Annotated in this window: 29 protein-coding genes; 17 read left to right on the top strand and 12 right to left on the bottom strand. The window is 64.9% G+C overall.

Translation table 11 applies throughout. From position 1 onward, the window contains the following. Nucleotides 1-5: 5 nt before the first annotated feature. The 12 genes from ACHAC9_RS15550 (at nucleotide 6) to ACHAC9_RS15495 (ending at nucleotide 9,329) form a co-directional block, all read left to right on the top strand. Entirely contained in the window at nucleotides 6-1,139 is a 1,134-nt protein-coding gene (locus ACHAC9_RS15550) for a type II secretion system F family protein (protein ID WP_435760972.1), read from the top strand. Nucleotides 1,140-1,259: 120 nt separating this feature from the next. Then, a complete protein-coding gene (locus tag ACHAC9_RS15545; RefSeq protein WP_435760971.1) occupies nucleotides 1,260-1,826 on the top strand; it encodes a prepilin-type N-terminal cleavage/methylation domain-containing protein in 567 nt (188 codons plus the stop codon). Between the two features lie 18 nt (nucleotides 1,827-1,844). After that, the gene (locus ACHAC9_RS15540) at nucleotides 1,845-2,369 is read left to right on the top strand and encodes a prepilin-type N-terminal cleavage/methylation domain-containing protein (RefSeq protein WP_435760970.1); all 525 of its coding nucleotides are present in this window, start codon (nucleotides 1,845-1,847) and stop codon (nucleotides 2,367-2,369) included. After that, on the top strand, nucleotides 2,366-2,800 hold the full coding sequence (locus ACHAC9_RS15535) for a type II secretion system protein (RefSeq protein WP_435760969.1): 435 nt from the start codon (nucleotides 2,366-2,368) through the stop codon (nucleotides 2,798-2,800). The genes ACHAC9_RS15540 and ACHAC9_RS15535 overlap by 4 nt, the downstream gene beginning before the upstream one ends. After that, on the top strand, nucleotides 2,797-3,264 hold the full coding sequence (locus tag ACHAC9_RS15530; protein WP_435760968.1) for a PilW family protein: 468 nt from the start codon (nucleotides 2,797-2,799) through the stop codon (nucleotides 3,262-3,264). The genes ACHAC9_RS15535 and ACHAC9_RS15530 overlap by 4 nt, the downstream gene beginning before the upstream one ends. Next, complete coding sequence (locus tag ACHAC9_RS15525) at nucleotides 3,261-4,181, top strand: DNRLRE domain-containing protein (protein WP_435760966.1); 921 nt, start codon at nucleotides 3,261-3,263, stop codon at nucleotides 4,179-4,181. Before ACHAC9_RS15530 ends, ACHAC9_RS15525 begins: the two co-directional genes overlap by 4 nt. A 12-nt stretch (nucleotides 4,182-4,193) precedes the next feature. Then, nucleotides 4,194-5,348 carry a GGDEF domain-containing protein gene (locus tag ACHAC9_RS15520; protein WP_435760964.1) on the top strand — a complete coding sequence of 385 codons (1,155 nt, stop codon included), beginning with the start codon at nucleotides 4,194-4,196 and terminating at the stop codon, nucleotides 5,346-5,348. Next, nucleotides 5,345-6,448 carry a pilus assembly protein PilM gene (gene pilM / locus ACHAC9_RS15515; protein WP_435760963.1) on the top strand — a complete coding sequence of 368 codons (1,104 nt, stop codon included), beginning with the start codon at nucleotides 5,345-5,347 and terminating at the stop codon, nucleotides 6,446-6,448. The genes ACHAC9_RS15520 and pilM overlap by 4 nt, the downstream gene beginning before the upstream one ends. Continuing rightward, nucleotides 6,441-7,091: a PilN domain-containing protein gene (locus ACHAC9_RS15510; protein ID WP_435760961.1), complete on the top strand. Its 651-nt coding sequence runs from the start codon at nucleotides 6,441-6,443 to the stop codon at nucleotides 7,089-7,091. The genes pilM and ACHAC9_RS15510 overlap by 8 nt, the downstream gene beginning before the upstream one ends. Then, complete coding sequence (locus ACHAC9_RS15505; RefSeq protein ID WP_435760960.1) at nucleotides 7,088-7,654, top strand: GspMb/PilO family protein; 567 nt, start codon at nucleotides 7,088-7,090, stop codon at nucleotides 7,652-7,654. The genes ACHAC9_RS15510 and ACHAC9_RS15505 overlap by 4 nt, the downstream gene beginning before the upstream one ends. Next, the gene (locus tag ACHAC9_RS15500; RefSeq protein ID WP_435760958.1) at nucleotides 7,651-7,980 is read left to right on the top strand and encodes a hypothetical protein; all 330 of its coding nucleotides are present in this window, start codon (nucleotides 7,651-7,653) and stop codon (nucleotides 7,978-7,980) included. Before ACHAC9_RS15505 ends, ACHAC9_RS15500 begins: the two co-directional genes overlap by 4 nt. Nucleotides 7,981-7,988: 8 nt before the next feature. Beyond that, nucleotides 7,989-9,329 carry a type II secretion system protein GspD gene (locus ACHAC9_RS15495; protein ID WP_435760957.1) on the top strand — a complete coding sequence of 447 codons (1,341 nt, stop codon included), beginning with the start codon at nucleotides 7,989-7,991 and terminating at the stop codon, nucleotides 9,327-9,329. Between the two features lie 71 nt (nucleotides 9,330-9,400). Here the strand turns inward: ACHAC9_RS15495 and lipA are convergent, their stop codons facing one another. The 7 genes from lipA to ACHAC9_RS15460 form a co-directional block, all read right to left on the bottom strand. Next, nucleotides 9,401-10,387 carry a lipoyl synthase gene (lipA, locus tag ACHAC9_RS15490; RefSeq protein WP_435760956.1) on the bottom strand — a complete coding sequence of 329 codons (987 nt, stop codon included), beginning with the start codon at nucleotides 10,385-10,387 and terminating at the stop codon, nucleotides 9,401-9,403. A 41-nt stretch (nucleotides 10,388-10,428) separates the two neighbouring features. Next, on the bottom strand, nucleotides 10,429-11,103 hold the full coding sequence (lipB, locus tag ACHAC9_RS15485; protein WP_435760955.1) for a lipoyl(octanoyl) transferase LipB: 675 nt from the start codon (nucleotides 11,101-11,103) through the stop codon (nucleotides 10,429-10,431). 32 nt (nucleotides 11,104-11,135) lie between these two features. After that, a complete protein-coding gene (locus ACHAC9_RS15480; RefSeq protein WP_435760954.1) occupies nucleotides 11,136-11,402 on the bottom strand; it encodes a DUF493 family protein in 267 nt (88 codons plus the stop codon). A 68-nt stretch (nucleotides 11,403-11,470) separates the two neighbouring features. After that, the gene (locus ACHAC9_RS15475) at nucleotides 11,471-13,390 is read right to left on the bottom strand and encodes a DUF6600 domain-containing protein (protein ID WP_435760953.1); all 1,920 of its coding nucleotides are present in this window, start codon (nucleotides 13,388-13,390) and stop codon (nucleotides 11,471-11,473) included. Between the two features lie 127 nt (nucleotides 13,391-13,517). Continuing rightward, nucleotides 13,518-14,153, bottom strand: coding sequence for a LysE family transporter (locus ACHAC9_RS15470; protein WP_435760951.1), 636 nt, complete (start codon nucleotides 14,151-14,153; stop codon nucleotides 13,518-13,520). 102 nt (nucleotides 14,154-14,255) lie between these two features. Beyond that, the gene (locus ACHAC9_RS15465; protein ID WP_435760950.1) at nucleotides 14,256-14,540 is read right to left on the bottom strand and encodes an HU family DNA-binding protein; all 285 of its coding nucleotides are present in this window, start codon (nucleotides 14,538-14,540) and stop codon (nucleotides 14,256-14,258) included. Between the two features lie 125 nt (nucleotides 14,541-14,665). After that, nucleotides 14,666-14,881, bottom strand: a complete 216-nt coding sequence (locus ACHAC9_RS15460) for a BrnA antitoxin family protein (RefSeq protein ID WP_435760949.1) — start codon at nucleotides 14,879-14,881, stop codon at nucleotides 14,666-14,668. A 198-nt stretch (nucleotides 14,882-15,079) separates the two neighbouring features. Between ACHAC9_RS15460 and ACHAC9_RS15455 the strand changes: the two genes are divergently transcribed. Next, nucleotides 15,080-16,024 carry a DUF808 domain-containing protein gene (locus ACHAC9_RS15455; protein ID WP_435760947.1) on the top strand — a complete coding sequence of 315 codons (945 nt, stop codon included), beginning with the start codon at nucleotides 15,080-15,082 and terminating at the stop codon, nucleotides 16,022-16,024. 163 nt (nucleotides 16,025-16,187) lie between these two features. Then, nucleotides 16,188-18,674, top strand: a complete 2,487-nt coding sequence (locus ACHAC9_RS15450; protein WP_435760946.1) for a TonB-dependent receptor plug domain-containing protein — start codon at nucleotides 16,188-16,190, stop codon at nucleotides 18,672-18,674. A gap of 85 nt (nucleotides 18,675-18,759) precedes the next feature. On the opposite strand, the gene ACHAC9_RS15445 is transcribed toward ACHAC9_RS15450, so the two are convergent. Next, the gene (locus tag ACHAC9_RS15445) at nucleotides 18,760-19,227 is read right to left on the bottom strand and encodes a hypothetical protein (RefSeq protein ID WP_435760944.1); all 468 of its coding nucleotides are present in this window, start codon (nucleotides 19,225-19,227) and stop codon (nucleotides 18,760-18,762) included. A gap of 36 nt (nucleotides 19,228-19,263) precedes the next feature. On the opposite strand from ACHAC9_RS15445, the gene ACHAC9_RS15440 reads away from it, so the two are divergent. From ACHAC9_RS15440 to ACHAC9_RS15430, 3 genes are all read left to right on the top strand, one after another. Further along, nucleotides 19,264-20,547 (top strand): SDR family oxidoreductase, encoded by a 1,284-nt coding sequence (locus ACHAC9_RS15440; RefSeq protein WP_435760943.1) that lies wholly within the window; start codon nucleotides 19,264-19,266, stop codon nucleotides 20,545-20,547. After that, entirely contained in the window at nucleotides 20,547-21,011 is a 465-nt protein-coding gene (locus ACHAC9_RS15435; RefSeq protein WP_435760941.1) for a DUF2269 family protein, read from the top strand. Before ACHAC9_RS15440 ends, ACHAC9_RS15435 begins: the two co-directional genes overlap by 1 nt. Nucleotides 21,012-21,082: 71 nt before the next feature. Beyond that, nucleotides 21,083-22,102: a zinc-dependent alcohol dehydrogenase family protein gene (locus tag ACHAC9_RS15430; protein WP_435760939.1), complete on the top strand. Its 1,020-nt coding sequence runs from the start codon at nucleotides 21,083-21,085 to the stop codon at nucleotides 22,100-22,102. A 3-nt stretch (nucleotides 22,103-22,105) separates the two neighbouring features. On the opposite strand, the gene ACHAC9_RS15425 is transcribed toward ACHAC9_RS15430, so the two are convergent. From ACHAC9_RS15425 to ACHAC9_RS15410, 4 genes are all read right to left on the bottom strand, one after another. Beyond that, a complete protein-coding gene (locus ACHAC9_RS15425; protein ID WP_435760938.1) occupies nucleotides 22,106-22,897 on the bottom strand; it encodes a glutaminyl-peptide cyclotransferase in 792 nt (263 codons plus the stop codon). 70 nt (nucleotides 22,898-22,967) lie between these two features. Continuing rightward, complete coding sequence (locus tag ACHAC9_RS15420; RefSeq protein ID WP_435760937.1) at nucleotides 22,968-23,456, bottom strand: DUF6644 family protein; 489 nt, start codon at nucleotides 23,454-23,456, stop codon at nucleotides 22,968-22,970. Beyond that, on the bottom strand, nucleotides 23,456-23,806 hold the full coding sequence (locus ACHAC9_RS15415; RefSeq protein ID WP_435760936.1) for a DUF6152 family protein: 351 nt from the start codon (nucleotides 23,804-23,806) through the stop codon (nucleotides 23,456-23,458). The genes ACHAC9_RS15420 and ACHAC9_RS15415 overlap by 1 nt, the downstream gene beginning before the upstream one ends. Nucleotides 23,807-23,873: 67 nt before the next feature. Then, entirely contained in the window at nucleotides 23,874-24,464 is a 591-nt protein-coding gene (locus ACHAC9_RS15410) for a histidine phosphatase family protein (protein WP_435760934.1), read from the bottom strand.

Below are 24,464 nucleotides of genomic sequence, written 5' to 3'. Positions count from 1 at the left end.
CCCGTATGGCACTTGAATGGGATGACCCAACGGGTACCCCGGCCGCCACGCCGGCAGGCGTGGCCGGCGGGCGCAAGCGGACGTGGAATTTTAGTTCTGAATCGCGCATCGGCAGCGCCGACCGCGTGATGTTTACGGAGCGCCTGGTGCTGCTGCTGGAAACGGGCGTGCCCCTGCACGACGCGCTGGGCGCGCTGCACGAGCAGGCCGGCAAGCCACGCTTGAAAGCGATCATCGGCGAAGTCGCCAACGACATCGTCAGCGGCCGGCGCTTTTCCGAAGCGCTGGAAAAACACCCGGAACTGTTCCCGCCCACCTACATCAACCTGATCGGCGCCAGCGAGGCCGGCGGCTTCCTGGCCGAGGTACTCGAGCAGCTGGTCGAGATGGACGAAAAGCAGGAGCGGCTGCGCAGCACGATCGTCTCGGCGCTGTCGTACCCGGGTTTCCTGATTGTGTTTTCGATCCTGGTGGTGGTGTTCATCCTGGTCGCCGTGTTCCCGAAATTCTCGGTGATGTTTACGGCGATTTATGACGAATTGCCGATCACGACCAAGGTGTTCATCTTCGCCAGCGAGCTCCTGACGAAGAATGGCATCGTCTTTGGCGGTGCGCTGCTGGCCCTGGTCGCCACTGCCATCGTGGCGCTGCGGCGCCCGGATGCGCGCGAATGGCTCGACCGCATGAAGCTGCGCCTGCCATTCGTCAAGGACATCTTCATCAAGATCTACCTGACGCGCCTGATGCGCGTGATGGGCATTTCGCTCGAGCGCGGCGTGACCATCCTCGCCACCCTTGGCGCTTGCCGCGACGTGATTCCGAACGCCGAATTTCAGCGCTTCATCGGCGAACTCGAGGTGCAGGTGACCGAAGGACGGGGGATTGCGGCGGGGTTTCGCGACAGCCCCTTGATTCCGGTCAGCGTGAAACAGATGATCGACACCGGCGAGCGGACCGGCTCGCTTGGCAAGGTCATGGGCCGGGTTGCCGACTACTACGAACGGGATCTGACGCGTCAGCTGAACAGCATGGCGAAGATGGCCGAACCCGTGATGCTGCTGGTGATGGGCATCCTGGTGGGGACCATCGTGACCTCGATCATCCTGCCTATTTTCAAAATGTCAAAAGCCGTGCATTAAAAAACCACACATGTAAAAGTTAATGCGCAATGGCAACAATTGAGTCTGGGCTTCATGCTAATCTTCCTTTTCTCCCCTAAATTTGCCGAAACGCAATCCGTTCGCAGCTAACTACTTAAAATGATGACAACCTCCACTTTCCGCCGCCACGCTGCCAAAGGCTTTACGCTGATCGAACTCCTGATCGTCGTGATCATCATCGCGATTCTCGCGGCGATTGCGATTCCACAGTTTTCGAACAGTTCCGGTGACGCGCAAGAGTCGGCCGCGATTGCCAACCTGACAACGATGCGTTCGGCGGTCGAACTGTATCGTGCGCAGCACAATAGTACTTATCCATCGCGCGCTCCAACCGGGACGGCACCAGCTTGCACGGGCGGTACTGCCGGCTCCGCCACGGACAACACCGAGGCGACCTTGATCGCCCAGTTGACGACGTACAGCAATGCTGGCGGCCATACCTGCAGTATTAACGCTCCTGGCTACACCTACGGTCCGTATCTGCGCGCGATCCCGGTCGAGCCACTTACCAGCTCGAGCGTTGTTACCGTCGTGACAGCCGCTGCAACTACCCTACCAAACGCCACCACTACAGTGGGCTGGCGTTTCGTCAACACAGACGGCACGTTCCAGATCAACACCACCAAACTGGCGCGTGACGGTACTACCCTGTTGTCTGCCAAGTAAACGCAGTAAGGAGTCGTCGTGCTGCTTCGTCCCGGGGTACGGCAAGCAGGGGTCAGTCTCGCTGAAATGCTGACCGTCGTTGCGGTCATCAGCGTGGCTGCCGTCATTGCCATACCCCAGGCGTCGTCCTTGTCCCCCGCTGCCGCCGATGCGGCGGCAGCGGAAGTCGCCCGGGCAGTGCGGTTTGCCCAGCGCGAGGCGATCCGCACCGGGAAATACCAGCTGGTCAGCGTGGATCCCGCCACCCAGGAACTGCGGGTCGCATCGGCCGGGATCACCACCCTGCATCCCGTCGACAAACGCCCCTACAAGATCAGCTTTGCCGGAAACGCCATGCCGCGTGCGACGATTGCCAATTCCCTCTTCAAATACGAAGACACGACCACCACCAATTACGCCTCCTTCGGCCCGGATGGCAGTCCGTCCTACGTCGGCTCGAAGGGCATCGAAGCGCTCGAGGAAGAAGGCAAGATCACGATCCGCCACGGCAATGTGGAACGCGTCGTGCGCGTTGCGCCGGTGACGGGCCGGGTGTCGTTTTGAACGCCGCAGCCCGCCAGCACGGTTTCTCGTTTGTGGAAATCATGGTCGCCGTCGTCCTGCTGGCGATGTGCGCCGTGCCGATGGGCGAGGCGATCAGGAACGGCCTCATGGCATCGCGGATCGGTATGGAAAAGGCGCGGGAACTGCGTTGCATGAGAAATACGATGGAAACCATTTTGGCGGAGCCGTACCAGACTTTATGGGAAGTGGCCGATGCGGCCGCCAGGAACAAGCCCGTCACGTATATGCTTCCTGCCGACGCTTCATGCGACGGTATCGCGCGCGCGCTGTCCATCACCATGACCGAGCAGTACTTCGACAATCCAGTGACCTTGACCACGGGTTCCGGCAGCCGGCGCGAATCGGCTTTGCTGACCATCGCCCTCACCTCGGACAAGGGCTATCCCTTCACCACCCTGGTGGCGCGATGAGCCCGCGCCGCTGCACCCGGCAACATGGCATCAGCCTGGTCGAGCTGCTGCTCGGGCTGGCCATTACGGCCCTCATCATGGGACCGCTGGTGCCGATGCTGCAAACCGCATCGGCCGCCGCGCGCATCTCGGGCGACCGGGTGGCGCTCGAACGGGATGCCGATTTCGCCCTCGAACGGATTGCCGCGCGTATTCGCATCACGGCGCCGTCGAAAGCGGAGCTGGACAAGCCCAACAGCGAGTGGCTCAAGCCTGCCGTCTACAGCGTCAGCGGCGGTGTGCTGGTCGAGCAGCAGGGCTCGGCCATTTACACGCTGGCCGAATCGGTCACAGCCTTCAGCCTGACGGCCTCCGCTACCGACAGCCAGCATCCGCTGGTGACGGTGAGCCTGAGTTTGGGCCTGCCGAACGGTGGCGCCAGCACGAGCGCGAGCGCCACCGTGCGCATGGGAAGCGCGCGATGAGCCGTGCACGCCAACAAGGCATCCTGCTGCTGCCGGTGGCGCTGACGCTGGCCATCATCGGTGCACTTGCCTATACGATGACACGTGACGGCAGCATGAACGTCGCGGCAGTGGACGCCCAGTACGATATCGACGTGGCGCGCTACCTGGCCACGAGCGGCGTCCAGCTGGCCAAATGGCGCGCCTCCAAAAGCGATTGCAACAGTAACTACGACGAAGATTATTTCGGTACGCCCGATCTGCCTGGCGGGACCGTCGCCGTCAGCGACATCGACTGGAACAAGGGCAAAATCACTGTCAGCCTGACGACAAAAAACAGCAAGGCGGTGCACGCGCTGACCAGGAGCGTGCAGGTCTACGATGTCAAGGACCCCAAGGACAAGGTCATCATCGGCGATGGCGACGACGACACCACGATCATCCGGAATAACAACACCATCCAGTCCAGCGAAAAATCGCTGCTGGCCACTGACGGCGATGCCCATCCCCTGGTCTACTTCGAGCTTCCTGGCGAACTGGACAAGGCATCGATCATCCAGGCCGACCTGAAGTTGACCAAGGAAGGGTCGGCCTCGACGCAAACAAACCGTTCGCTGGCCGTGCACCGCATTACCACCGCATGGTCGCACGGCAGCGCGACCTGGGTGAAGGCAACCGGCACTCCCTGGGCGGCGCCGGGCGGTGACTACGTGGCTACCCCCGCGGCCAGCGTGACGATCGACCCGAACGCGCCCAGCCAGTACAACGGCATCTACACACTGCGCATCGATTCGCTGGTACAGGGCTGGGCCGACGGCGCGTTGCCGAACTACGGCATGCTGCTCAAGCCGACCCGCCTGGTGAACGCGAAATTCGTCAGTTTCGACGGCTCGAACAAACCCCAACTCGACGTGCGCTACTACCTGCGCTGCAGTTAAACCCGACAGGCCATGAAAACAACTGCCTCCACCTTCAGCGATCTGTCCGGCGTCTGGTCCTGCCTCGATTTCGGCGTGCCGGAACTGCGCGACTACGCCACGCCCGTGATCACCCATGAAACCCGGCGCGGCGTCGCCCTGTTGAGCCTTGTCGCCCTGCTGTTCCTGGCGCTGGCCACCGCCATGTCGGCCGTGTTCGAGCTGGGCAGCGGCTACACGTATACCTATTCGGTGCTGTGCGCCCTCGCCCTGCACGTCTACCTGTCGAGCGCGAAGGTCGAGCAGCTGCGCGCCCTGTACCTGCTGGCGATGCTGCTGCTGGTGGTGTGCGGCTCGTCCCTGGTGCTGCTGGCCCAGCGCTCGGGCCACCTGCACGCGATGCTGCTCTTGAGCGTGGCGGTCCTGATCATGCTGGTGCCGGTCGTGCCCTGGGGCTTGCGCGAAGCGGCGCTCACCACCGGCGCCATTTATTTGATGTTTACCGCCTCGACTTACCTCTCGCGCTTTCGCTTCGCGGCGCTCGACTTGTGGGTGCTGCAATGCCTGATGCTGGTGGCGGCCGTGATCTCGCTGGCGCTGGTCGCGCGCGCGCTCGGCTTGCGCAAGCACGACCTGACGATGCGGTTTCATTTAGAGCAGGCTCAGCGCGAGCTGACCGAGCTGGTCAACCGCGATCACCTGACCGGCGCCTGGAACCGGCGCCACATCGAGCGCGACTTCGACCGCGTGGTGGCGCACCACCATGGCGCCTGCGTGTCCTGCTGGTTCGGCCTGTTCGACATCGACCGTTTCAAATCGATCAACGACACCTTCGGCCACGGCCGCGGCGACGAGGTGCTGCGCGCGGTGCACGCGGCCTTCGGCGACCTGGCCGGCGACCTCGAATACCTGGCGCGCCTGGGCGGCGACGAATTCGCGCTGCTGATGTGCGGACCAGACGTACCAGCGCGCGTTGCAGCGGCGCTCGCCTCGATCTCGTCGAAAATGGCATCTCCCCTGCCCGGCGGTGTGGCGCCGACCGTCAGCCTGGGCCTGGTGCAGCTCCAGGCCGACGGCTGCTTGAGCTTTGACTGCGCCTATAAATTGGCGGACGAATTGCTGTACGAGGCCAAGCATGCGGGCGGCAACGCGATCCGCGTGAACCTGCCCGTAAAGGCGGCCGCATGAAGTCCTGGCTCGCCTCGCTGACAAGCAAAGGCGCCGCGGCGCCGACGCCGATCGGCGTCGATTTCGCCGCCCAGCGCCTGAACATGCTGCAGACCGCCCCCACGCCCGCTGGCCTGGTGGTGCGCGCGGCGCTGTCGCTTCCTTACCCGTTCGAGCGCGCGCAGCTGCTGGCGGACCCGCGCCGCCTGAAAGCGTTCGTGCGCGAAGCCTTGGCCGCCGCACCGTTCGCCGGACGGCGCGTGGTGTCGGTGCTGGCGCCGAGCGAAGTGCGCATCCTGCCGCTGACGGTGCACGTGCCAAGCGGCCAGAGCGAGCCGCAGGCGGTAGCCAAGGCCGTGCGCGAACAGCTGGGCAGCACGGCCACCGACTCGGTGGTCGACTATTACCAGGTGCGCAGCGTCGAGGCAGCCGGCCCGGAAAAGCAGGTGCTGGCGGCGGTCGCCGCCTCGGCCAACGTGCTGGCCTACCTGGAAACGCTGCGCTGCGCCGGTATGGAGCCGGTCGCGCTCGACATCGGCCCGGCTGCCATTGCGCGCCTGCTGGCGGCGATGCAGGAAGATTTTGATCAGTCGGTCCTGTTGATCAATTTCGGCGCCAGCAAAAGTTATCTGACCGTGATCTGGGGTCGCCGCCTGATGCTCGATCGCGAGATCGACTTCGGCGAAATGCAGCTGGTCGACCGCCTGTCACGCGCGCTCGGGCTGTCCAACGAAGTAGCGCTGGCGCTGCTGCGCGAGCACGGTATCGGCACCCCGGCCGGCGCCCCGCACGGGGCAGGCGGCGCGCCCGACATCGGACGCACGGTGCGCGAGATCCTGTACCAGGAATTCGCGGCGCTGGCCGAGGAACTGGTACGCACGCAAGTGTATGTCGCTTCGCGCACGCGCGGCAGCGCGATCAGCCGCGTGTACCTGAACGGCAGCGTGGCGCGTTACCGCCATATCGGGCAGCGCGTCGAAGAACTGGTGCGCCTGCCGGTCGAACTGCTCGACCCATTCAAAGCCTTCAGCGGCACACCCCTGTCGACCCCGGTCGGCAGCGACACGCACGGCATCGCCCTGGCCGCCGGCCTGGCATTGCGGAGAGAAGCCCGTGGCTGATATCGACATGATCCCGCGCAGCTACCGCGAGGGGGTACGGACACGGCGCACGCTGACCATCTACGGCGCCGCCCTGGCGCTGCTTCTGGTGGCCGGCGGCGGCGCCAGCGCGTTCCTGCGCTGGCGCCTGGCCCTGGAAACGCCACGCCTGGAACAGGGGCGCGCCACATCGACCCAGGCCAGCGCGATGCGCACCCAGCTCACTAGCGCACAGGCACGCAAGGATGTCCTGGTCGAGAACGTGGCGGCGCTTGGCGCCCTGCGCGGCGCCGGCGAAGTCGCGGCGCTGGCATCGGTACTCGATGGCGCGATCAACGACAAGGTCTGGTTCGAGCAGCTGCGCTTTTCGCGCACCCAGGAGTTGCTGCAGGCGGCGCCACCCGCGCCGCCGCCGCCCGGCACCGTGCAGGCGCGCGCAGCACAAACCGGCGCGGTGCAGGCCTGGCGCCTGGGCAGCCATATCGAGATCGCAGGCGGGGCCCTCGACAACCGTGCGATGACGCTGTTCCTGTCGACGCTCGCTGCCGATCCGGCATTCACCGACGTGCGCTTCCTGAACAGCAGCACGGCGACGATTGAAGACGGCGGGGCGGTCAGCTTCAAGGCCGCCGCCACGCTCGTCAAGCGCGAGGAAAAACAATGAACGCCGCCCTGATCCGCAAGGCCGCCGCGCTGCCGGCGCGCCAGCTGCACCTGATGGGCGCGGGCCTGCTGCTGATCGTCGCCGCCGCGCTCTGGTTGTATGCGCTGCGCGCGCCGCTGGCGGCCCTGCGCGCGGTGCGCGCCGAGCAGGCGCAGCTGGAGCTGCTCGGCAGCGACCCGCGCCTCCTGGCCGCGCAACTGGCGGTGCTCGGGACTGATAACGACGCGCTCGTGAAACGGCTTGGCGCCACGCCCGCGCAGCCACCGGCGCAACTGCTGGTGCGCCTGGTGGGCGAGCTCGGGGCGCTGGCCCAGGCCCAGGGCGTCACCCTGCACGGGGTCAGTCCGGCGCCCGATGAAATGGTGCTCGCTTTCACCCAGGCCGGCTTCGACGCCGATGTCAGCGGTCCGTATGCCAACCTGCTGGCGTGGATGAGCGCAATCGAGCGCGCGCAGCCGAATCTCGCCATTGCCGGCTTCGAGATGCGCCCGGCCGAGACACCGGGCCAGGTCGTCATGAAGATCCGTATCGCGGCATTCCGGCCGCAGGAGAGCACCCCATGAAGCACATCATGACCGCATGCCTGGCACTGGCGCTGCTGCCGACGCTCGCTTGCGCCCAGGCGCGGCTACTACGCGACCCGTTCGCGCGCCCCGCCCTGCCGGCACCCGCCGTCGCGGCTGAACCGGAGGTGCCGCAGGTGCTGCCGGAACTGCGCGCCGTCATGGTCGGACCCAGCCGCGCGCTGGCGAACATCAATGGCCAGATCCTCGCCGTCGGCGAGTGGTTTGGCGACTATCAACTGATCAAGGTGGAAGAACGCGGCGTCACGCTCACCAAGCGTGGCGTGAAAAGCGTTCTGGTACTGAACGAGGCAAGCCGCAAATGAAGCAGAACGTGTTAACTTTGACCGTCATGGCAGCGCTCCTGGCCGCCGGCCTGAACGCCGGCGCCGCGCCGCGCAGCCCGGGCAAGGGCGCGCAACCCGCCACCGCCGTGTCCTCGACGACCACGCCGGTCACCGGTGCCCCCACCTCGTTCGTGTTTCGCGACACCCCGATCGCCGAGCTGTTCGAGATGATCTCGCGCCACGAACGGGTCAACATCATGTTGGGGAAAGGCGTGACCGGCAACGTGGCGGTCAGCCTGTACGACATGACGCCGCGCCAGGCGATCTACGCGATTGCGGAAGCCGGCGGCTACCAGGTGCTCACGCGCGACAACGGCTATGTGATCGTCAACCCGGCGCAAGCGGCAACGAGCGAGGTCGTACCAAGCGGGCAGATGGAAGTGAAGGCATTGAAGGTGCTGTACTCGGAGCCGCAACTGGTGGCCGACATCCTCACGAAACACGTCGGCCGCGGCGGCAAGGTCACCGTGCTGCCGGCGCGCCGCATGATCGTGGTCGAGGACACGGCGGAAGGCGTTAAACGCATCATCGCCCTGCTGCGCGAAATCGACACCCAGCCGCAGCAGATCATGATCGAAGCGAAGATCCTCGAGATCACGCTCGACGATAACGAGAACTTCGGCATCGAGTGGAACAAGGTGTTCAGCGGCACCGGCGAGAACATCAGCCGCATCGGCACCAGCGGCCTGGTGCCGCGCGGCGGAGCGGGCCTGGTCTTCAACCTGGTCAACAAGAATGTCGACCTGTACTTGAACGCGCTGAGCAACAAGGGGCGCGTGCGCACGCTGGCCACGCCAAAGCTGCTGACGCTGGAAAACCAGGAAGCGACGACGAATATCGGCGACAAGCTGGGCTACCGCGTCACGACCACGCTCAATAATGTCACCACCGAAACCATCGAGTTCCTCGAAACCGGCGTGATCCTGCGCGTCACGCCCTCGGTCGACAGCGACGGGCGCATCGCGATGCGGGTGCGCCCGGAAGTGAGTTCCGGCTCCTTCCTGGGCGGAATCCCGTCGAAGAAGACGACCGAAGTGAATACCCAGCTGGTGGCGGAAAACGGTCAATCGATCCTGATCGGCGGCCTGATCAAGGCGAGCGCGGGCAAGCGCCGCACCGGCGTACCGCTGCTGGGCGACGTGCCCGGCATCGGCAAGCTGTTTTCGAACACCGAGGAAACCGGCAGCTCGACCGAGCTGATTGTCGTGATCACGCCGCGCATTGTGCCGACACAGCCGGTTGGCGTGGACGCGCAGGTGATCGAGCGTGTCGAACGAACCGAAGCGGAATTGAACAACAAGTTCAAGGGGCCGGCAGCCTTGCAGTAATTGCGCGGCGGCGCCCGAATAAAAAACGGCCTCCTCGGAGGCCGTTCTGCTGTACGCGGCAGGCTGGCTGCTTACGCCGCCACACCCGCGCTATGCGCCTGCACGTCCGCGTGGTACGAGCTGCGCACCATGGCGCCAACGGCCGCGTGCACGAAACCCATCTCGTAGGCCGCTTCCTCGAATTTTTTAAATTGATCCGGGTGCACATAGCGGCGCACCGGCAGGTGCGAGTTCGACGGAGACAGGTACTGGCCGATGGTCAGCATCTCGACATTGTGCTCGCGCATGTCGCGCATCACCTGCAGGATCTCATCGTCGGTCTCGCCGAGGCCGACCATGATGCCGGATTTCGTCACCGCGTTCGGGTACAGCGCTTTAAAGTCGCGCAGCAGTTCCAGCGAGTGCTTGTAGTCGGCGCCGGGACGGGCTTCCTTGTACAGGCGCGGCACGGTTTCCAGGTTGTGGTTCATCACGTCCGGCAAGCCGTCGGCGAAGATCGCCAGGGCTTTCGCCAGGCGGCCACGGAAGTCGGGCACCAGCACTTCGATCTTCGTGTTCGGCGACAGGGCGCGCGTTTTGGAAATGCAGTCGACAAAGTGACCGGCGCCGCCGTCGCGTAAGTCGTCGCGGTCGACCGAGGTGATCACGACATACGACAGGCGCAGGTCGGCAATCGTCTTGGCCAGGTTGCCCGGCTCATCCACGTCGAGCGGGTCCGGGCGGCCGTGGCCGACGTCGCAGAACGGGCAACGGCGCGTGCACTTGTCGCCCATGATCATGAAGGTCGCCGTGCCCTTGCCGAAGCATTCGCCGATGTTCGGGCAGCTCGCTTCTTCGCAGACGGTCACCAGCTTGTTTGCGCGCAGGATGTCCTTGATCTCGTAGAAGCGCGAGGAGGCGGTAGCGGCTTTTACCCGGATCCAGTCCGGCTTTTTCAGGCGCTCGGCGTCGGCGATCGGCACGATCTTGATCGGGATGCGCGAGGTTTTATTCGCGCCCTTTTGCTTGTCGAGGGCGTTGTAGGCGGGATTCAGACCGGTATCGGTGTCGGTAGTCATATCGCTCGAGCCCAGCGGGCTGTCAGTAGGAGTTGTTCGGGTCAAAGGGGGGCCAGTTGCTGCGCAAGTGCCTGCGCCAGCGCTTCTTGCACATCAGGCAGCGGCACCTCGACGCCCATGGTGCGCATGTCGACCGTGGACAGGCCGGAATAGCCGCAGGGATTAATCCACGAAAACGGCGCCAGGTCCATCGCCACATTCAGCGAGACCCCGTGGTAGGTACAGCCATTGCCGCGCACTTTCAGCCCCAGTGCGGCGATTTTTGCGCCGCGACGCGGGCCGGCGGCGATATAAATGCCGGGCGCACCGGCAACGCGTTCACCGCCGAGATTATACGCCGCCAGCACGTCGATGACCGCCTGTTCGATTTTTTCCACAAACTGCCGGGCGTATAACTTGCCGCCCGGCTTGTTGCGGCGCAGATCCATCAGCAGGTAGATCACGGCCTGGCCGGGACCGTGGTAGGTCACTTCGCCGCCGCGGTCGGTCTGGACGACCGGAATCTCGTGTGCCGGCACACCGGGCCCGGCCAGCAAGTGGCCGCGGTCGGCGCCCAGGCCCAAGGTAAACACCGGCGGATGCTCGACGATCCAGAGTTCGTCCGGGGTCTCGGGCGTACGTGCATCCGTAAACGCGCGCATCGCGGCAAACACGGGTTCGTAGTCGGCACGGCCCAGCGCGCGGATGAGCGCTCTGGCGGGGCGGGCGGGGTGCATGGGATCCGGGCGGGAAAGTGACAGCCCCGACATTACATGACGATCTTGACCATCGGGTGCGCCGACAATGCGCGATATAACTCGTCGAGCTGGGCGCGGCTGGTGGCGCGCACGGTGCAGGTCAGGCCAGTGTAGTTGCCCTTCGCTGAAGGACGCACTTCCAGGCGGCCGTCGTGAAAGGTCGGGTCGAAGCCCGTGACCACCTCGGTGATCGTGGTGGCGAAGGCGTCGTGCGTCGGGCCCATCACCTTGATCGGGAAGTCGCTCGGGTATTCAATGAGGGAGTCTTTCGGGTCCATGACGGCTCCTGTGCAAAACGACATTGTAGCCAATGCGAGACTGGCGCGTGAAAGTCACGGCGAATACCTCAACGTTCCATCTGGCGTAGACCATCGCGCTGGCGCGGACCATCTCCGCCACGGCGCGCCGGCGCCTCGCGCGGGGCCGGCGAAACCTGCGGCGGCGCAGCGGCAGGGGCGGGCGGCGGACTCGGCATCGCACGCGGCGGCGGCGCCACTGCCGTTTCGCTCTGCCGTTGCATGTGCGCCTGTGCCTGGGCTTGCGCCCGCGCCGCCGCCGCTTCCATCGCCCCGCCCGCGCCGCCACGCTGTGTGAACGGCTGCGGCGCCGGCTGGGGTGGCGCCACCGCCGCCGGCGCACCGGTCGCGGCATCATCACGCCCCCCGAAACGACGCTGGCGCGGGCCATCTTCGAGAGCGTCACGCCCATCGCGGCCATCGCGTCCGCGCCAGTCGCGCCCCCCGCCTGGCGCCGGCGAGGTCGTGATCAGGCCCGGCTGGCGCACGAAGCCCGCCTGGGGCGGCTGCGGCACGGGGGGCGGCGCCGTCGTGATCGTTCCCGGCTGGGCCTGCACGCCTGGCGCCGGCTGAGCGGCACCCCGTTGCGCGTCGCGGCGCCAGCCGTCATTGCCGTCGCGCCTGCCATCCGGGCGGCCATCGCCATCGTTGTAGCGGCGTTCGCGGCGGTTGTCGGACCCATCGCGCCCATCGCGCCCATCCAGGCGGCGCGCATCGTCCTGATTGCGCTCGCGCCAGCCGCGCGGCACCGGCGGCTGGGCGCCGGGTGTACCTTGCCAGTTCGCTAGTGGGGTAAGCCGCGCTTCGTGCCTGACCACGACTTCGCCGCGCTGGCCGAAACGGTCCTGGGGCACCACGGTCAGGCCGCGCTGGCGGTAATCGTGCGCGCCGTCACGGCGGCCGTCGCGCTTGCCGTCGTGCGCGTTCAGGCGCCGCAAGTGCGTGTCCGACAAGCGGTAGCCGGGCACGAAGCGATCGTAGGGCGACAAGGGATACCAGCCCTGGGCCAGCGAGGAGCCGGCATGGATACTCCAGCCCGCGCCGCCGACCCAGCCGACCAGGGCCGGTGCCCAGACCGGCCGGCTCTCGAGCCGGCCCGGCGCCCAGGCCCAGCGGTTATGCACGTGGACCCAGCGGCCATAGTGAAACGGCGCATAGCCCCAGGGCGCGTTGTCGACCCAGGTCCAGCCCCAGGGCGCGATCCAGGTCCAGCGGCCGTCGCGGTAGGGCACCCAGGTCGAGGCGACCGAGGGCAGCCACAGGGCGCCATATTCGCTGTCGTCGCGCCAGCTGCCATGGCGGTCGAGGTCCTCGACGCCGGTCATCTCGGCCGGCACATAGCGGGTGGCGCGCACCGCCTCGCTCTCGCGGTCGCGCACCAGCGCCCATTCGTCGAAGGCGTCGGTGACGGCTTGCGTCATGCGCAAGTCGAGGCCCTGCACCTCGGCGCTGCGCCCGCTGCGCACGGTCAGGCGCTCGCCGCCGCCCTCGACGGTGGCCACGCCGTCGAACACGCGGATGCTGCTGGTATCGCGCACGCGCTCGGCGTCCACGCGCAAGCGTCCCGGCCCCTGCAGCAGCACGCGCGCCTGCGGCGTGGTGAGTTCAAAACTGCCTGCCAGCTCCTCGTTGACGACGCGGATGCTGGCGCTGCCGTACTGCAGGCGCAGGCGCAGCTGGTCGTCATCGAGCTGCAAGACTTCCAGGGCCGAGTCGCCGTCGAGGCGGATGGCGGTCGAGCCGATGCGAAGTTCGGTGCGCGCGCCCGGCGCCGTGGAGATGGTCTGGTTCGAGGTGACCGGCCAGTTGACCAGCGCCGCATTCGTCGCTTCGCCGGCGCTCTTGACGCTCACTTGTCCTTGCGTCAGGGCGACACGGCCGACCCGGGCCGGCGGGTCAATCGCCAGCGCCAGGGTGGAACAGACCGCCAGCGCCAGCAGCGTCGCGGTTTTCAGGATGGGCAGGTGCATCGAAGGCTCCAGGCGGTAGGGACGGAATGCGTCGACCTGATTACAGCGCAGGCAGGCAAGGGGAGGCAACCGGAATTACAGACGGTTGCACATCCTGCACAAGCGACACAATCAGGAGAAGCGCGCGCTACGCAGTGCGCTTGACGAAAAACAGCATCGAACCGACCACGACCAGCACCGCGCCAAAAAAACGGTTCTGGATGCGCATCGCGCGCGGATCGCGAAACAGGCGCTGCATCGAGGATGCCAAGGTCGCGTAACCATGCATCACGATGCTGTCGATGGAGACCATCGTGATGCCCAGGATCACCAGTTGCGGCAGCAGCGCGGCATCTTTCGAAATAAATTGCGGCAGCACCGCGACCATGAAGATAATGCCCTTCGGATTGGTCGCATTCGTGAGAAAACCGGTCAGCACGCGCTTGCCGAAAGAAGGGTGCGCGGCCAGTCCCGCGCTGCTGGCGGTCGGGCCGGTCTCCGTTTTGGAACGCCATTGCGACACGCCCAGGTAAATCAGGTACAGCGCGCCCACCACTTTGACGACGAAAAATGCCGTGGGCGAGGCCAGCAGCAGCGAGCCGACGCCGGCGCCGGCAATGGCCAGCACCAGGATCAGGCCGAACTGCAGGCCGAGCACGGTGGCGCTGGCCTTTTTGACGCCATAGGCCAGGCCGTGCGACATCGACAGCACAGCCCCGGAGCCGGGAGAAATGGCGATCACGGTGCCGGCGATGACGAAGGCGATCCAGGTAGCGAAAGACATGGGGAAACTCGGGAAAACGAACTGGCGGGAGGAGGGGGATGGCGCGCGGCGTCATGCCACGGCGCCATGCCGGATAAGAGCGCTGACGCTCCTGATTCTGGATTACTTCTTGCGCGGGTTGACGGCAGCCTTCAAGGTCGCGCCGGCGGAGAAACGCGGGGTTTTCGATGCGCCGATCTTGATGACCTCGCCCGTTGCCGGGTTGCGGCCCTTGCGCGCCGCGCGCTTGGTGATCGAGAACGTGCCGAAGCCGGTAATGCCGACCGTGTCGCCTTTTTTCAGACGCTCCGTGATGATCTCGAGGATCGTGTTGACCGCGCTGTTGGCAGCGGTACCGGACATCTCGGTACGCTTGGCAAATTCCGCGATCAGTTCGCCTTTTTTCATGGTGCCTCCGGGGTTGAAAGAGCGGAAAGAGTAGCACAAATGTTTGCCACTTGTAACTTTCCCGCACCCTTCAACAGGACGCCACGATTGTGTCCGCCGTTTCCAGCCATTTCAAGGCGCGCCCGTCAGAGCAGGCTCGGTTCGGCGCCGGCGGCGGCAAGGCGGGTGCGCAGGGCTGCGTTGATCAGGGTCTGGTAGCCGGTGCCGCAGCGCTCGGACAGGTTGCGGAATTCGTCCAGCACCTCGTCGTCAAGGTAGATCGTGATGCGCGTCTTGCGCTTTGGCGGCCGGGTGCGGCGCATCGGGGTGGCGGTCTGGTTCGGGGTGCTTGTCATCATCATGGTCTCCGTCGCTGGGCGAGGCTGGCGCAGCGCAGCCTTCGATACTGACTATACGTATGCGGACCGAAGACCCCCCGGCAAAAGCGACGAGCTGCAGATTTTCGGGACTGAAACGCAATTTATCGCGCTGAACCGTGTGCGTGCGGCGCCTGCGCTCGGTTAAGATGCTGCCATATTGCTAATTTCAGGAGTAGTTCCATGGCTGCAGGCAGTTTGCTCGCTTTACTCGACGATATCGCCACCGTACTCGACGACGTCACCTTGATGACCAAAGTGGCGGCCAAGAAGACCGCCGGCGTGCTCGGCGACGACCTTGCGCTGAACGCCCAACAGGTGACGGGCGTCGATTCCACGCGCGAACTGCCGGTGGTATGGGCAGTGGCCAAGGGTTCGATGTGGAACAAGGCGATCCTGGTGCCGGCGGCGCTCCTGATCTCGGCCTTCGCGCCATGGCTGATCATTCCGCTCCTGATGATCGGCGGCGCCTTCCTGTGCTTCGAAGGGGCCGAAAAACTGGCCCATAAATTCCTGCACAGCCCGGAGGAAGACGCGGCCCACAAGGAACGCCTGGCCGCGGCGCTGGCCGGCCAGCAGGACATGGTTGCCGTCGAGAAGGACAAGATCAAGGGCGCGATCCGCACCGACTTCATCCTCTCGGCCGAGATCATCGTCATCTCGCTGGGCACGGTGTCGCAGATGCCGTTCATGCAACAGGTAGCAGTGCTGGTCCTGATTTCTCTCTTGATGACGGTCGGGGTTTACGGCCTGGTCGCCGGCATCGTCAAGATCGACGACGCCGGCCTGTATCTGATCAAGAAGACGAGCGCTTTCGCGCAGGGGGTTGGCCGCATGCTGCTGGCACTGGCGCCGCGCCTGATGAAATTCCTGTCGATCGTCGGTACCGCGGCGATGTTCATGGTCGGCGGCGGCATCATCAGCCACAACTGGGAACTGCTGCACCATTATTCCGAAGGCATGGCAACGGCCATGGGCGACGTGCCGGTCATCGGCGGCGTGCTGCACGCCCTTGGCCCGGTCATCTTCGACGCCCTGGTCGGACTCGTGGTCGGCGCGCTCATCGTGCTGGTGGTGACCCTGGTAAACAAGATGCGTGGCAAGAAAGTGCCGGCAGCAGCGCATTGAATTTTTGGAAAATCGGCCGAGGCCGATTTTCCTTACATCATCCTGACGTACTGACAACTGTTGCATTCTGTACTACAGCAACCCTTGCAAATTGACATGTCCGGGTGTGCCCTCCAGACTGGTCCGAGCAGTAGGCTCAGATCATTCACTCGAGGGTAAATCAATGCAAAGAACGACGAAGAAAACGGTGCTGGCCTTGTCGATCGCGGCGATGTTCGCGGGCACGGCGCAGGCCCAGGAAAGCACCGCCACCGAAGGCACGACCGCAACCGTCGTGGTCACCGGCACCCGCGTGGCGAACCGCAGCGCGCTCGACACCGCCGCCGCGGTCGACATCATCTCCGCCGAGACCCTGAAGAACACCGGCACGACCGAGATGAACCAGGCGCTGTCGGTGGCGCTGCCATCCCTCAACTTCCCGCGTCCTTCGCTGACCGACGGCACCGACACCATCCGCCCGGCCACGCTGCGCGGCATGGCGCCCGACCAGACCCTGGTGCTGGTGAACTCGAAACGCCGCCATTCGTCGTCCCTCGTCAACCTGAACGGCAGCGTCGGCCGCGGCTCGGCGGCGGTCGACATGAACACGATCCCGACCGCGATCGTCAAGAACATCGAAGTGCTGCGCGACGGCGCCGCCGCCCAGTACGGCTCGGACGCGATTTCCGGCGTCATCAACCTGCGCCTGCGCAACGACCGCGATGGCGGCGAAGCGAGCATCACCTACGGCGCGCGCTTCACCGAATACGACCTGTTCAACGGCGCGCTCCCGGCCGGCGGCACTTGGGATGGCCCGGCCTCGCGCGAGCGCGCCGACGGCCAGAGCGCCACGGCCAGCGTCTGGAAAGGCTTGCCGCTGGGGGACGCCGGCCACCTGACGATTGCCGCCGAGTACAAGGACCAGTCGCGCACCGAGCGCGGCGGTTATGACGTGCGCCAGCAATACCCGCGACTGGCCAATGGCGCGTTTGACCCGCGCGAAAACACGATCAACCGGTTCAATGCCTGGTACGGCGATCCTGAAATGCAGCAGACGACCTTCTTCGCCAACGCCGGCAACGACCTCGGCAACGGCGTGAAAGTCTATGGCTGGGCCAGCTTCCAGGAACGCGACGCGCGTTCGGCCGGCTTTTTCCGCATGGCGCAGGATGTGCGCAACATACCCTCGATCTATCCGGACGGCTTCCTGCCGCTGATCTCGCCGAAAGTGCAGGATTTCAGCATGGCTGGCGGCGTCACCTGGTCGCTGGGCAACTGGGACATGGACACCTCGCTCGTCTACGGCAAGAACAAGATGCAGTTCCAGATCGAGAACACGCTGAACCGCTCGATCGGCCCGACCAGCAAGACCGCATTCGATTCCGGCGGCTTTTCCTATGACCAGCTGGTGTTCAACCTGACCGGCGTGCGCTCGCTCGACGTGGCTGGCCTGTCATCGCCGCTGAACATTGCCGTCGGCACCGAAGTGCGCCGCGAAGGCTACGAATTGTTCGCGGGCGAGCCGGACTCCTACCGCTACGGAGGCGTGGTGCTGCCGAACGGCCTGCCGTCCGCGGCGGGCGCCCAGGTGTTCCCCGGCTTCCGCCCGGCCAATGAGATCGATACCCACCGCACCGCGACGGGCGCCTTCATCGACCTGGAAGCAAACATCACGCCGCAATTGTTAGCCTCGGTCGCGGTGCGCGGCGAGCATTATTCGGACTTCGGTGAAAGCCTGGCCGGCAAACTCGCGGGTCGCTACGATTTCACTAAAACCTTCGCCATCCGCGGCTCGGTGCAAAACGGCTTCCGCGCACCGTCGCCGCAACAGCAGAATTTCACCTCGACTTCGACCAACTTCATCGACGGCGTGCCGTTCGAGATCACGACCTTCAAGCCGACCGATCCGGTGGCGCTGGCACTCGGTGCGCAACCGCTTGATGCAGAGAAATCAGTGAACTTGTCGCTGGGCGCGGTGCTGCGCTTCGACCGCGTCAGCCTGACAGTCGACGCTTACCGGATCAAGATTCGCGACCGCATCGTACTGTCGGAAAATCTGACCCAGGTGAACGTACGCAATTACATCGCCTCGCAGGGATTCATCGGCGTGGGCGGCGGGCGCTTCTTCATCAATGGCGTCGACACCACCACCGACGGCGTCGACATCGTCATGAACTGGCCGATCAATGCCGGGCAGGCAGGGCGCTTCGATGCCACGCTGGCAGCCAATTTCAATCGCACGGAAGTGACGAAGACGCCGGTCACGGCCCAGCTCGCAGCCTTGACGCCGGCACCGGTGCTGTTCGACCGTGTCAACATCATCGCGATCGAGGAAGGCCAGCCGAAGAACAAGGTCAGCGCCAACGTCAACTGGAAACTGGGTCAGTGGGGCGCTACTGCGCGCGCCACCCGCTACGGCAAGACGATGACGCCTGGCACGAGTGCCGCCCTTGACTTCCCGCTCGCCGCGAAGACCGTCGTCGACCTCGAGGGCCGCTACGCCCTGACGCCGAAGATGACGCTGGCGCTTGGTGCCGACAATGTGTTCGACCAGTATCCGGAAACGCTGCCGCCGGCGCTGAACACGACGGGCAACACGCCGTTCTCGAACTACTCGCCGTTCGGCCGTTCGGGCCGCTTCGTCTACGCGCGCGCCAACTACACGTTCTGATGCGCCCATAACACAGGCCGTACAAGGTAAAAAAAACGCGCCCGGGGAGCTTCCCGGGCGCGTTTTTTTACCTTGTCAGGCGATCTTATCTGCGGCGCAGTGCGATCGCGCCGAGCGCCATGCCAACGGCAAAGGCGGCATAGACGCCGGCCAGCGACTTTTTCGACAGACGCTTTTCAAAACCGGGTTTCAGCCGCTCGGGGGTCAGTTTGTAGTCGACGAAGCAGGAAATGGCGGACGTCGCGGCGGACGCGGCCAGCGTGACCCGCAAATCCTTGCGGTCGAGCTTTTCGCCTGCCAGCTTTTCGAACAGTACTGCCCAGAAGGTTGAGCTGACATGGTGAATCGCGTAACCGGTGATCGTGTACTTCAGCGAAAAGCCGTCGTGCTCGGCTGCTTCGTCGCCCCAGATCCAGTGGCTGATCGCGTTCGTCGGCGCAAAGGCGCTGCCGGCCTCGGTGCGTCCGAGCATCGCCAGCGCGGCGGTCGAGACGATACTGGAAGCGGCGCCGCCAACCAGGCCGCGTTGCAATGATGTGGTCCAATCTGACATAGTGATTATCCTTGTTGAATCGATAAAGGGAAGTGCATGCGGATCTTGCTTACAGGCGCCAGCGGTTTTATTGGCCAGCACTTGTTAACAGCGCTGCTGGCCGAAGGCCACCACGTGGTGTGCGCCGTGCGCACACCAGCAAACAGTGACAATCCGCGCCTGAGCTACATCCACGCTGACTTCGCCAACGATACCGACAAATCCGTTTGGCTGGCGCGCCTTTCCAAGGTCGAGGCCGTCATCAACACGGTCGGCATTTTCCGCGAGGCGGGGCGCCAGACCTTCGAGCGCCTGCATACCCTGGCGCCGTGCGCGCTGTTCGCCGCCTGCGCCGAATCCGAAGACGTGCGGATGGTGATCCAGTTCTCGGCCCTGGGCGCCGATGGCGAAGCGGACACGCCGTATCACTTGTCGAAAAAAGCGGCAGACGACTATCTTGCCTCATTGCCGCTGCGCGCCTACATCGTCCAGCCATCGCTGGTCTACGGGGCCGACGGCGCCAGTGCGCGCGTTTTTAGAACCCTGGCCAGCATGCCGCTAACAATGCGTTTCGGCAGCGCGCCGCAATTGGTGCAGCCGGTGCATATCGACGACCTGGTGGCCGCCGTGAATGCCCTGCTGCGCCAGCGCATGCCGCTGGCGGCAGGCAGCAGCTCCATGCGCGTGCCGCTGGTCGGACCCGAGGCCTTGCCGTTCACCGACTACCTGGCGCGCCTGCGCGCGGCGCTGGGCATGGGGCGCCAGTTGCTGCTACCGCTGCCCGACGGGCTTGCGCGGCTGCTGGCCAAAGCCGGGCGCTGGGTGCCCGGCGCCTTGCTCGACGAAGACGCGCTGCGCATGCTCAACCGCGGCAATACGGGCGACGCGCTTCTGATCACGCATCTGCTGGGCCGACCGCCAACGCCGATCGCCGCCTTCATTACGTCGCCGCGTGCCGAACGCACGCTGGCGAAACTCGGCTGGCTGCTGCCGACGCTACGCTGGAGCATCGTCACGGTCTGGATCGCCACCGCCATCGTGTCGTTCGGCCTGTATCCGGTCGAGCAAAGCTACGATTTATTGGCGCGCACCGGGATTCCACCGCCCCTGCGGCCGCTGATGCTGTATGGCGCGGCAAGCTTCGACTTGTTGCTTGGACTCGGCATCGCTTTCTTGCCGCGGCGGCGCCCGTTATGGCTCGCACAATTGGCCCTGATCGGTTTTTACACGGTCGTGATAGCGTTCAAGCTGCCTGAATTCCTGCTGCATCCGTATGGGCCGCTGACCAAGAATTTGCCGATGCTGGCCGCCATCTGGCTGCTGTATGAACTGGAGGAATAATGGAGTACGTCGTCATTAAATGGCTGCACATCATGTCGTCGACCTTCCTGTTCGGCACCGGCATCGGCTCGGCCTGGTACATGCTGTTCGCCAACATCAGCCGCGACGTACGTGCGATTGCCGTCGTCAGCCGCAATGTCGTGATCGCCGACTGGGTGTTTACGGCGACCACGGCGATCATCCAGCCGGCCACGGGCTTTTACATGATCCACCTGGCCGGCTACCCGCTGCACAGCAAGTGGATCATGTGGTCGATCGCGCTGTACGTGCTGGCCGGCGCCTGCTGGCTGCCCGTGGTCTGGATCCAGATGCGCCTGCGCGATCTCGCTGCGGAAGCGGCGCGCACGCAGTCCGAACTGCCGGCGCAGTACTGGCGTTACTTTAAAACCTGGGTCGCGCTCGGCGTGCCGGCATTCATCGCCTTTGTCGCCATCTTCTGGCTGATGGTGGCGAAACCGGTATAAAGGCAAGCGGAACGGCACTGCAGGGCGGGCGCAGTAGAATGGCCCGCACCTAATCAATCATGGAGAACACGATGCGGGCTTACCAGATTCTGCCGGGCGACAACATCGACGGCTTGGAGTGCGTGGATTTTACCCAGCGTGAGCTGGCGCTGGGCGAAGTGCGGATCCGCGTGCATGCGGTCTCGCTGAACTACCGCGACCTGATGGTTGCCAGCGGCAACTATCTGGTGAATGTGGATAACCCGATCATTCCCTGCTCGGACGGCGCCGGCGAAGTCCTCGCCGTCGGCCATGGCGTCTCGACATTGCAGGTCGGCGACCGGGTTGCCGCTTCCTTCTTCCCGCACTGGCAGGATGGGCGCACCTCCCCCGGTAAAATCCGCCATGCGCTGGGCGGCGACATCGACGGCATGCTGGCCGAAGAGGTCGTGCTGCACGAGGATGCCTTGGTCAAAATTCCGCCGCAGCTGAGCTATGTGGAGGCGTCCACCATGCCTTGCGCCGGTGTCACCGCATGGAATGCGATTTTCGAGTCGAGCAACGGCATCAAGCCGGGCGACACCGTGCTGCTGCTGGGCACCGGCGGCGTCTCGGTGCTGGGTTTACAACTGGCGAAGGCGGCCGGGCTGCGCACGATCATCACTTCGTCTTCCGACGACAAATTGCAGCGCGCGCGCGAACTGGGCGCCCATCACACGATCAACTACCGCACCACGCCGGAGTGGCAGGAAGAAGTATTGCGCGCGACCCTCGGCACCGGCGCCGACGTGGTGCTCGAAGTGGGCGGGCAGGGGACAGTCAACCGCTCGGTGGCGTCCGCCGCGATGGGCGGCAGCGTGGCCATCATTGGCGGCGTCAGCGGCTTTGGCGGCGAAGTCAATCCGGCGACCTTACTTGCCGGCGCCAAGCGCATGGTCGGGATTTTCGTCGGCAGCCGTGCGATGCTCGAGCAAGTCATGCGCTTTGCCGCCACGAGCGAGATCAAGCCGGTGGTCGACCGCGTGTTCGGTTTCGACCAGGCCCGGGAAGCGTACCGCTACATGGAATCGGGCTCGCACTTCGGCAAGGTCGTGATTTCCGTTAGCGGCTGAGGTCTATCGCCCCTCGAAGCGCACCAGTTCGATTTCAAATAATTTCGGCCAGAACTTGCCGGTAACGTAGAGCTTGCGATGCTTGCCATCGTAAGCGATACCGTTGAGTACCGCGTCGGCCGAGCTGGTGCCGCGTTGTTCGCGCGGCAGCAGATTGGTGAGGTCGATCCAGCCGGTCACCTTGCCGGAGCCCGGGTCGATGCGGGCGATGAGGTCGGTGCCCCAGACGTTCGCATACAGTTCGCCGTTGACGATTTCCAGCTCGTTCAGGGAATCGATCGGCTTGCCCTCGGCCGTCACCTGCACGCGCCGCACTTCCTTCAAGCTGGCCGGGTCGAGCACGCGGATGCTGGCACTGCCGTCGCTCATGTAGACGCTCTTCGCGTCGCTCGCCAGGCCCCAGCCTTCGCCTTCATAGGGAAACTTCCCCTTCATCGTAAAAGTTTTGGCATCGAACACATAGCCGATCTTCGATTGCCAGGTCAGGCCGAGGATGTTGTTGCCGACAGCAGTCGACCCTTCGCCAAACACGTTTGGCGGCAGGTCCGCCTGTTGCAATACCTTGCCGGTTTTCAGGTCGAGGCGGCGCAAGCTCGAGCGACCGGTGATGCCCGTCGTTTCGAACAGCTGGCCGTCGCGGAAGAACAGTCCTTGCGTAAACGCGCGCGGATCGTGCGGATAGGTGTTCTTGACGACAAAGCCATACACGGGAATGGCGGCCACGGCGATGTTAGAGGCGCAGGCTGAGAGGACAAGCGCGGTAATGGCAGTGGCAATGACGGAGGGTTTCGGCATGCTGGAACGGGCACGGTTGTTCAAAAGGGCACTGTAGCATGAGGCGGGCAGGGCCGCAGTCAGGGTAAGGCTAGAGGTAGGCCAGCATACGGCCACAGGTGATGACGCCGAGCCAGAGCAGGATCGACAGCGCAGCGCCCGCACGCGCCAGCGGCGGCGCCCTCCCGTCGCGGTCCCAGGCGGCCACGTTCCGGTAAGGCAGCAAGTGGAAGGCCAGTGCATTCAGTCCGGCAAGGGCAATGAGCACCAGCTTGACTATCAACGCCGGATTGTTCGCCAGTTCCACCGGGTGCGCGGAAAACAGCAGCAACCCTGCCGGCACCACCAGCAGCACGCTTGCCAGCGCCCAGCGCAACACATGATCGCCGAGGGCGCTGACGGGCAAGCTGCGGGCGAAGCCGAGCACGCGCAGGTCGAACAGCACGACACCGCCCACCAGCACCGAAAAGCCGGCAATATGAACGATCTCGACGATGGGGTAGAGCCAGGCGCCCTCGCGCATCGCTTGCGACAGGGGCGTCATCGCCAGCGTGTGCAGCACGCCGGCGCCGCCCGCCATCAGCGCAGCTCCGTCTTCTTGCCCTCGATCGTGATGTTCTCGGCGCGCAATTCGTCGCCCTTGCCGCGATGCGGGTAGCCATGCACGGTGGCGCGCTGGCCCGGCACCAGTTTTTCGCGCGCCAGACCGCGGGCGTCCATGCGCGAAGGCGGCGCCAGTACGACGTGCCAGGTTTTGTTGTCGGCCGTTTTCAGGCGCACGAAGCCGTGTGGCTGTTCGTAGCCGGCCTGTTCGATCGTGCCGGACAGATCGAGCGGTTTATCGGCCTGGTATTCGCTCCAGCCGTGGTGGGCAAAGACGGTGCCGGTGCTGAGTATCAGCCCGGCGGCAAGCAGGATAGGGCGTTTCATGAGGGATCTCCCGTTACGCGACCGTGCCGATTCTACGCTTGAAAATAGCGCGACAGGTGGCGCGCGTCTATCGTGCCCGCGCTTTTTCATCACGCGGGACGGAAAGGCGCCCGATCACCTCCAGCTTGCCGCCGCGCTGCGTGAACAACACCATTTCGCCCGGCGCGAGGGAGTACCCGGTCAGGGCGCGGATGTTGACGTCGTGGGTGACCAGCACCAGTGGCGTCGTTTCCTGGCGTGCCGCCAGGCGCGCGCGCAGGTCGCGCAGTTTCGCGGCCGATGCGTTCGCGTCGTCGTTGAACATCGAGTCCAGGCCCGGCACCGGTTGCGCGCTATTAAAAGCCAGGCGCGCGGTGTCGAGGCAGCGGCACCAGCGGCTCGACCAGACGGCGCCCGGGGTCACCTTGTGGCGGCCGAAGGCGGCGCCGATCGCGCGCGCGTCGGCGCGGCCCGCGTCCGACAAGTTGCGCTGGGTCGCGCAATCGCCCAGCTTGAAACCTGGCGGGTCGCCAATACCGGGGTTCGTCGCCGCATGCCGCATCATGACCGTCACGCCGCCGCCACGCAGTGCCTGCCAGAGGGCATCCTCACCCAGCTCGGCCGCCCGGAGCGGCATGCTGATAAAAGCCAGCAGCAACAGAATGAAACGCGCTTTCAT

This window comes from Massilia sp. CMS3.1 (assembly GCF_051262535.1).
Classification (GTDB): Bacteria; Pseudomonadota; Gammaproteobacteria; order Burkholderiales; family Burkholderiaceae_D; genus Telluria.
The sequence above is the reverse complement of the archived record's forward strand: the minus strand, read 5'-3'. Positions and strand labels throughout refer to the sequence as shown.

Bases quoted from the DNA above. Each gene is read 5' to 3' on its own strand.
- ACHAC9_RS15460 (WP_435760949.1), bottom strand. From the start codon at position 14,881: ATGATGATGACAAGCACCCCGAACCAGACCGCCACCCCGATGCGCCGC.
- ACHAC9_RS15425 (WP_435760938.1), bottom strand. From the start codon at position 22,897: ATGCCGAAACCCTCCGTCATTGCCACTGCCATTACCGCGCTTGTCCTC.
- ACHAC9_RS15455 (WP_435760947.1), top strand. From the start codon at position 15,080: ATGGCTGCAGGCAGTTTGCTCGCTTTACTCGACGATATCGCCACCGTA.
- ACHAC9_RS15465 (WP_435760950.1), bottom strand. From the start codon at position 14,540: ATGAAAAAAGGCGAACTGATCGCGGAATTTGCCAAGCGTACCGAGATG.
- ACHAC9_RS15545 (WP_435760971.1), top strand. From the start codon at position 1,260: ATGATGACAACCTCCACTTTCCGCCGCCACGCTGCCAAAGGCTTTACG.
- ACHAC9_RS15480 (WP_435760954.1), bottom strand. From the start codon at position 11,402: ATGGACCCGAAAGACTCCCTCATTGAATACCCGAGCGACTTCCCGATC.
- ACHAC9_RS15415 (WP_435760936.1), bottom strand. From the start codon at position 23,806: ATGAAACGCCCTATCCTGCTTGCCGCCGGGCTGATACTCAGCACCGGC.
- ACHAC9_RS15450 (WP_435760946.1), top strand. From the start codon at position 16,188: ATGCAAAGAACGACGAAGAAAACGGTGCTGGCCTTGTCGATCGCGGCG.
- ACHAC9_RS15430 (WP_435760939.1), top strand. From the start codon at position 21,083: ATGCGGGCTTACCAGATTCTGCCGGGCGACAACATCGACGGCTTGGAG.
- ACHAC9_RS15505 (WP_435760960.1), top strand. From the start codon at position 7,088: ATGAACGCCGCCCTGATCCGCAAGGCCGCCGCGCTGCCGGCGCGCCAG.
- ACHAC9_RS15440 (WP_435760943.1), top strand. From the start codon at position 19,264: ATGCGGATCTTGCTTACAGGCGCCAGCGGTTTTATTGGCCAGCACTTG.
- ACHAC9_RS15475 (WP_435760953.1), bottom strand. From the start codon at position 13,390: ATGCACCTGCCCATCCTGAAAACCGCGACGCTGCTGGCGCTGGCGGTC.
- pilM (WP_435760963.1), top strand. From the start codon at position 5,345: ATGAAGTCCTGGCTCGCCTCGCTGACAAGCAAAGGCGCCGCGGCGCCG.
- ACHAC9_RS15470 (WP_435760951.1), bottom strand. From the start codon at position 14,153: ATGTCTTTCGCTACCTGGATCGCCTTCGTCATCGCCGGCACCGTGATC.
- ACHAC9_RS15530 (WP_435760968.1), top strand. From the start codon at position 2,797: ATGAGCCCGCGCCGCTGCACCCGGCAACATGGCATCAGCCTGGTCGAG.
- ACHAC9_RS15410 (WP_435760934.1), bottom strand. From the start codon at position 24,464: ATGAAAGCGCGTTTCATTCTGTTGCTGCTGGCTTTTATCAGCATGCCG.
- ACHAC9_RS15435 (WP_435760941.1), top strand. From the start codon at position 20,547: ATGGAGTACGTCGTCATTAAATGGCTGCACATCATGTCGTCGACCTTC.
- lipB (WP_435760955.1), bottom strand. From the start codon at position 11,103: ATGCACCCCGCCCGCCCCGCCAGAGCGCTCATCCGCGCGCTGGGCCGT.
- lipA (WP_435760956.1), bottom strand. From the start codon at position 10,387: ATGACTACCGACACCGATACCGGTCTGAATCCCGCCTACAACGCCCTC.
- ACHAC9_RS15525 (WP_435760966.1), top strand. From the start codon at position 3,261: ATGAGCCGTGCACGCCAACAAGGCATCCTGCTGCTGCCGGTGGCGCTG.
- ACHAC9_RS15520 (WP_435760964.1), top strand. From the start codon at position 4,194: ATGAAAACAACTGCCTCCACCTTCAGCGATCTGTCCGGCGTCTGGTCC.
- ACHAC9_RS15500 (WP_435760958.1), top strand. From the start codon at position 7,651: ATGAAGCACATCATGACCGCATGCCTGGCACTGGCGCTGCTGCCGACG.
- ACHAC9_RS15550 (WP_435760972.1), top strand. From the start codon at position 6: ATGGCACTTGAATGGGATGACCCAACGGGTACCCCGGCCGCCACGCCG.
- ACHAC9_RS15420 (WP_435760937.1), bottom strand. From the start codon at position 23,456: ATGGCGGGCGGCGCCGGCGTGCTGCACACGCTGGCGATGACGCCCCTG.
- ACHAC9_RS15445 (WP_435760944.1), bottom strand. From the start codon at position 19,227: ATGTCAGATTGGACCACATCATTGCAACGCGGCCTGGTTGGCGGCGCC.